The 5,437-nt window shown below is 28.6% G+C and carries 6 protein-coding genes; all 6 read right to left on the bottom strand.

The annotated features are described in order from the left end of the window. A partial coding sequence (lgt, locus tag AB1Z17_RS05000) for a prolipoprotein diacylglyceryl transferase (RefSeq protein ID WP_368050699.1) occupies positions 1-788 on the bottom strand: 788 nt, incomplete at its 3' end. 65 nt (positions 789-853) lie between these two features. Next, the gene (yidD, locus tag AB1Z17_RS04995; protein WP_368050698.1) at positions 854-1,063 is read right to left on the bottom strand and encodes a membrane protein insertion efficiency factor YidD; all 210 of its coding nucleotides are present in this window, start codon (positions 1,061-1,063) and stop codon (positions 854-856) included. Positions 1,064-1,143: 80 nt separating this feature from the next. Further along, on the bottom strand, positions 1,144-2,622 hold the full coding sequence (gene cysS / locus AB1Z17_RS04990; RefSeq protein WP_368050697.1) for a cysteine--tRNA ligase: 1,479 nt from the start codon (positions 2,620-2,622) through the stop codon (positions 1,144-1,146). A gap of 129 nt (positions 2,623-2,751) precedes the next feature. Next, a complete protein-coding gene (locus AB1Z17_RS04985) occupies positions 2,752-4,374 on the bottom strand; it encodes a hypothetical protein (protein WP_368050695.1) in 1,623 nt (540 codons plus the stop codon). Then, complete coding sequence (locus AB1Z17_RS04980; RefSeq protein ID WP_368050694.1) at positions 4,355-4,912, bottom strand: hypothetical protein; 558 nt, start codon at positions 4,910-4,912, stop codon at positions 4,355-4,357. The genes AB1Z17_RS04985 and AB1Z17_RS04980 overlap by 20 nt, the downstream gene beginning before the upstream one ends. Next, a partial coding sequence (locus tag AB1Z17_RS04975) for an RNA polymerase sigma factor (RefSeq protein ID WP_368050693.1) occupies positions 4,905-5,437 on the bottom strand: 533 nt, incomplete at its 5' end. The genes AB1Z17_RS04980 and AB1Z17_RS04975, both read right to left, overlap by 8 nt.

Here is a 5,437-nt window from a genome sequence, read left to right as displayed (position 1 = left end):
CCAATAATAATTAGAGGAATACTTAAAACCTGGCCAGTATTTAAACCTAAAATCCAATCTTCTCTGCCTTCAACTTGTGCTTCTTTAAAGAATTCAACAAAAAATCGAACGGTCCAAAGTAGTACAAAAAACAACCCAAATAAATATCCGGATTTTTCTTTTTTATCAGTTTTCCAGTACACAAAATATAAAATTACAAAAATTGCTAAATAACTAATTGCTTCGTATAATTGTGCTGGATGACGCGGAAAATCTTCACCTAACCTTTTAAAAACAAAACCATAATTGCTGTTTGTAGCTTTTCCAATTATTTCAGAATTCATTAGATTTCCTAATCTAACAAACATTGCACCTAAAGCTGAAGGAATTACAATTCTGTCTAAAATGTATAAGATTGGTTTTTTTAATACCTTTTTACTATATAAATACATAGCAATAATTGCTCCAATTGCAGCACCATGACTAGCTAAACCTGCAAAACCTGTAAATTTAAAAGTTGGTGAAAATTGAAACGGTAAAATAACTTCTAATGGTTTCTTAATTAAAAATTCTGGATCGTAAAATAAAAAATGCCCCAATCTAGCTCCTAATAAAATGGCCACAACCATGTATATAAAAAGTGAGTCTAATTTTTCAATTGGAATTTTTTCATTAATAAATATTTTTTTCATTAAATACAATCCCAGCATAAATGCAAAAACGAACATTAAACTGTAATAACGGATTGCAAATGAACCAATTTTAAAAATTTCTGGTGATGGATTCCAATCTATTTGAAGTAATATCATATTATAATTGTTGATTTATTTTTTTATTTAATCGTTTAATCGTGAACCTTTGAACCTTTTAAATTTTAAGGAACAGGATCGTACCCACTTCCACCCCAAGGATGACAACTACCTATTCTTTTTAAAGCCAACCAACCGCCTTTAAAAACACCATGTTTTTTTAAAGCTTCTAAGGTATAACTAGAACATGTTGGGGAATACCTACAAGCTGAAGGTGTATAAGGCGAAATTGCTGCCTGATAAAAACGCACCAGCCAAATAAAAGGTATTGCCAATATTTTTGTTACACTTTTCAATATATTTTTGATGAGATTGCCACGTCACTTTGTTCCTCGCAATGACGATTACTAATTATTTAATTTACCGAAAAAGTTGTTCCTTCTTTTCCATCTTTAAGCTGAATTCCTAAATCAGCTAATTCATCTCTAATTTTATCTGATAATGTCCAATCTTTATTATCACGTGCATCTTTACGCATTTTAATCAGCATTTCAATAACTCCTGATAATTTATCTGAACTATCTGCTTGTAATTCATTTTTTAATCCTAAAACATCAAACACAAAAGCATTAATTGTTGCTTTAAATTCTTCTAAATCTTCTGCTGTAATAGTTGCTTTCTTTTCAATTAGCAAGTTAATATATTTTACAGCTTCAAATAAATTGGCTATTAAAACAGGTGTGTTAAAATCGTCGTTCATTGCATCATAACATTTTTGTTTCCAAGCTTTAATATCTAATGAAGAGGCTTTACTAACTTCTATTTTATCTAAATTACTTACTGCTTCCATTAATTTAATATAGCCTTTTTCTGAAGCTTCTAAACCTGTACTTGTAAAATCTAAAATACTTCTATAATTAGCTTGCAACATAAAAAAACGTGTAGCACTTGGTGAAAATGCTTTGCTTAAAATTTTATTATTCCCTGAAAAAATTTCATTTGGTAAAATAAAATTCCCTGTTGACTTTGCCATTTTCTGACCATTTAAAATCAACATATTTGCGTGCATCCAATAATTTACTGGATTTACCCCATTATTAGTTTTAGATTGCGCAATTTCACATTCGTGATGTGGAAATTTTAAATCCATTCCACCACCGTGAATGTCAAAAGTTTCACCTAAATATTTAGTACTCATTGCAGAACATTCTAAATGCCAACCAGGAAAACCATCGCTCCATGGTGAAGGCCAGCGCATAATATGACGCTCGTCTGCTTTTTTCCAAAGTGCAAAATCTTGCGGATTTTTCTTTTCGGATTGCCCATCTAATGTTCTTGTATTATGAATAGAATCTTCAATATTTCTACCTGAAAGAATTCCGTAATGTTCAGTTTCATTGTATTTTAACACATCAAAATACACAGAACCGTTCACTTCATATGCCATGCCTTTGGCTAAAATATCTTTAATTATTTCAATTTGCTCTACAATATGCCCGGTTGCAGTCGGTTCAATACTTGGAGGCAAATTATTAATAGTATGCAACGTTTCGTGAAAATCTACTGTATACCGTTGCACCACTTCCATTGGTTCAATTTCTTCTAAACGTGCTTTTTTTGCGATACGATCTTCACCTGCATCGGCATCGTTTTCTAAGTGACCGGCATCGGTAATATTGCGCACGTAGCGCACTTTATATCCCAAATGTTTTAAATAACGGAAAATCATATCAAAAGACATAAAGGTTCTTACGTTTCCTAAATGAACATTGCTATAAACTGTAGGACCGCAAACATACATTCCAACTTTACCAGGTGTTACGGGTTTGAAAATCTCTTTAGTTTTACTTAAAGAATTGTATATTTTTAGCTTATTTGACTCGTATAATTCCATTAAAAATAATTTGTTTTAGAATTTGTAAAGATAATAACAATTATGTAACGGAAAAATTTATACTATTAAGGTTTTAACAGTATAATATTTTGAAGAAGTATTTTTAAATAAACTACTGATTGTCAATAATTAAATAATAGTAATTGTACTAAAATTAGATTTTAATTTAATAATGTTGTCCGTTTTTATAGTACTCTTAAAACTTCCTTTAATACTTGTTTCATGTTTTTTTAAAATTTTCATAAATGCATTTTTTAAAAAATCTGAGTTTTCTGAAATCGGATTTAACTTACTTTTAGAAGTATCTAGAGTGTAATTTGCCTCTAATTTTTCTAATGGAATTGTAGCTTTTGCATATTCAAAATTTAGATCTAAGTTTTTAAAATCTGAATCAATATCATTGACTATTAAATTTCCAAACTTCTGATTTAAAATTACATTCACACCTATTTTATTGATTACAACATCCGATGAATTTGAAAATAAGTTTACATTTTCAAATGTTCCAAACGTTGAGTTTGGAACATTTTTTAAAGTAATATTACTTGAAATTAAAGAGCTAATTGTTACCGGAGAATTAGCAAATGTCAGTTGATTCTTATCTCCATTTATAATTCCTCCAACAAAATTTCCATAACTCATATTTGCAGATATTTTTTTGTTAGACTCCGGAATAGTAACTTTTCCGTGTCGTACATTTAGATTAAATGTTGCTTTTTTAGGCACTTTGATTTTTAAGTGTTTTTTAATTTTTACTTTTGAATTACCATCTCTATTAAAATTAAAATAAACAGTTTCACTATAATTTTTAAGTGAATCCAATTTCCCTTCCTCTTTCAATCTTTTAATTTCTTCTCTAACCTTTTCAGTTTCTATTTTTGTTAGTTCTGCTTGTTCCAAATATTTCTCTTTCAATTTTAAAGCTTCAGTTCTACCTTTTTCAGCATTTTTTTTAGCTTCTTCCATTGAACGTTTAAATTCTTCAGAATTTATACGTGCTTCAGTTTCTTTAAACCAAGTAGATTCCTTTAATTTAGCTGCCATTTTTTTACCTGCTTTTTCCATTTCAATCATTTTCTTTTTATATTCAGGTGTATTTTGCATAGAATCAAGTTCTTTAAACCAAGTCGATTCCTTTAATTCTTTTGCCATTTTTTCACCAGCAATTTTTAGCGCTTCCATTTTCTTTATAAATTCTGGTGAATTTCTAATTGAATCCAGTTGTTTTTTCCAGTTGCTGTTTCTAAATTTTTCAACGTGTTCAGAAATATTAGTTTTATATTTTTTTAAATATAAAGAATCCTTTTTGTACGCTTCATAATCAAATTCCATTTCAGGAAATTCAGGTATCTCAGGAAACTCAATTTTAGTAAAATCAAAATTAAATTCTGGTATTTCAACAAGAGGCATCTCAATTTCTGGAAAATCAAAGTTCAAGTTGAAATCCATATTGCCTGATGCTGAATTTATTTTAACAATATTTTTATTCCCTAGGGCTTCAAACTTCCATTTTTTTAATATTTTATTAGCTTCAGATTTTTCTACTCCAGAAACTTCCATAACTGCTTCAAAAGACACTTCATTTCTATTCCATGTTTCAATTTCAACATCTGTATAAGAGGCATTTATCAAAACTTCTACTTCAGAGTTTACTTTAAAATTCTCTTTTATTTTTCTATCAAAAGTTTGTGCGTTTACAACAACTGTGAATAAGAGTATAAAAGTTGTTAAATTATATCTGTATGTTTTCATTTTCTGATTTGTTAAGATTTTTTAATTCGTTTAATTGTGCTTTTAATTGGTATAATAATTTTAAGCGTAACTGTAAATTTTCGATTAAAGCATTAATGGTTTTTTCGTTTAAACCTTCGGTATTTAATTGGTTTGTTAACAATTTATAGTCTCCAGATAACTCACTTATTTTCTCCAAATAACCATCTAATAACTCTTTGTTTTCTGAAGTTTGATTTAACTCTAATATTTCTGCCTGAATACTTACTAAATAGTAATTTTCTATGTTTTTTAATTCAGGAGAGATACTCCCTAAACTTTCAATTTTAGCAATTTCAACAGGGTTTTTTTTCGTTGGATTAGAAAAATAAAACATACTTGTACCTAAACCAATTAGTACTAAAAATGAAGCAGCAATTTTTAATATTTGATATTTCTTGATTTTATTACCATGTAATTCGTTTTGTAATTTGGCTTCAAAATTCTCTCGATGATTTTTAGAAAGTTTCTCTGAACTAATATGCTTTTTCTGTAATAGTTCTCTTAAATCCTTAGACATAATTATACGCTTTTAATTCACTTTTTAACTTGTTTTTACCGCGCATTAACTGCGATCTGGAAGTAACCTCTGTAATGTTTAAAACTTGTGCAATTTCCTGATGATCGTACCCTTCAATTAAATACAAATTCAAAACAATTTTGTATTTTTCTGGTAGGTTGTTAATTGCAGTAGTAATATTATTAATAGTAACTTCTTTATTTAAATTCCAATCATTTTCATCTGCAATTGTCAATTTCGCTTCGTCAATTGAAACCAACTCAATTTTTTTCTTTTTCAAATAATCAATGCATTGATTAATTACAATTCTTTTAATCCAAGCGCCAATTGTAACTTGTCCTTTAAAACTATGAATGTTTTTAAATACTTTTATAAAAGCTTCTTGCATTATATCTTCGGCTTCAAAACTATTTTTCACATACCTTTTCGCAATTACAAACATTGCATCACAATATAAATCGTACAATTGCATTTGTGCCGTTGCCTTATTTAACTTGCAATTTTTTACAATTTGGTTGTTTAAAT

This window comes from Lutibacter sp. (assembly GCF_040883305.1).
Classification (GTDB): Bacteria; Bacteroidota; Bacteroidia; order Flavobacteriales; family Flavobacteriaceae; genus Lutibacter.
The sequence above is the reverse complement of the archived record's forward strand: the minus strand, read 5'-3'. Positions and strand labels throughout refer to the sequence as shown.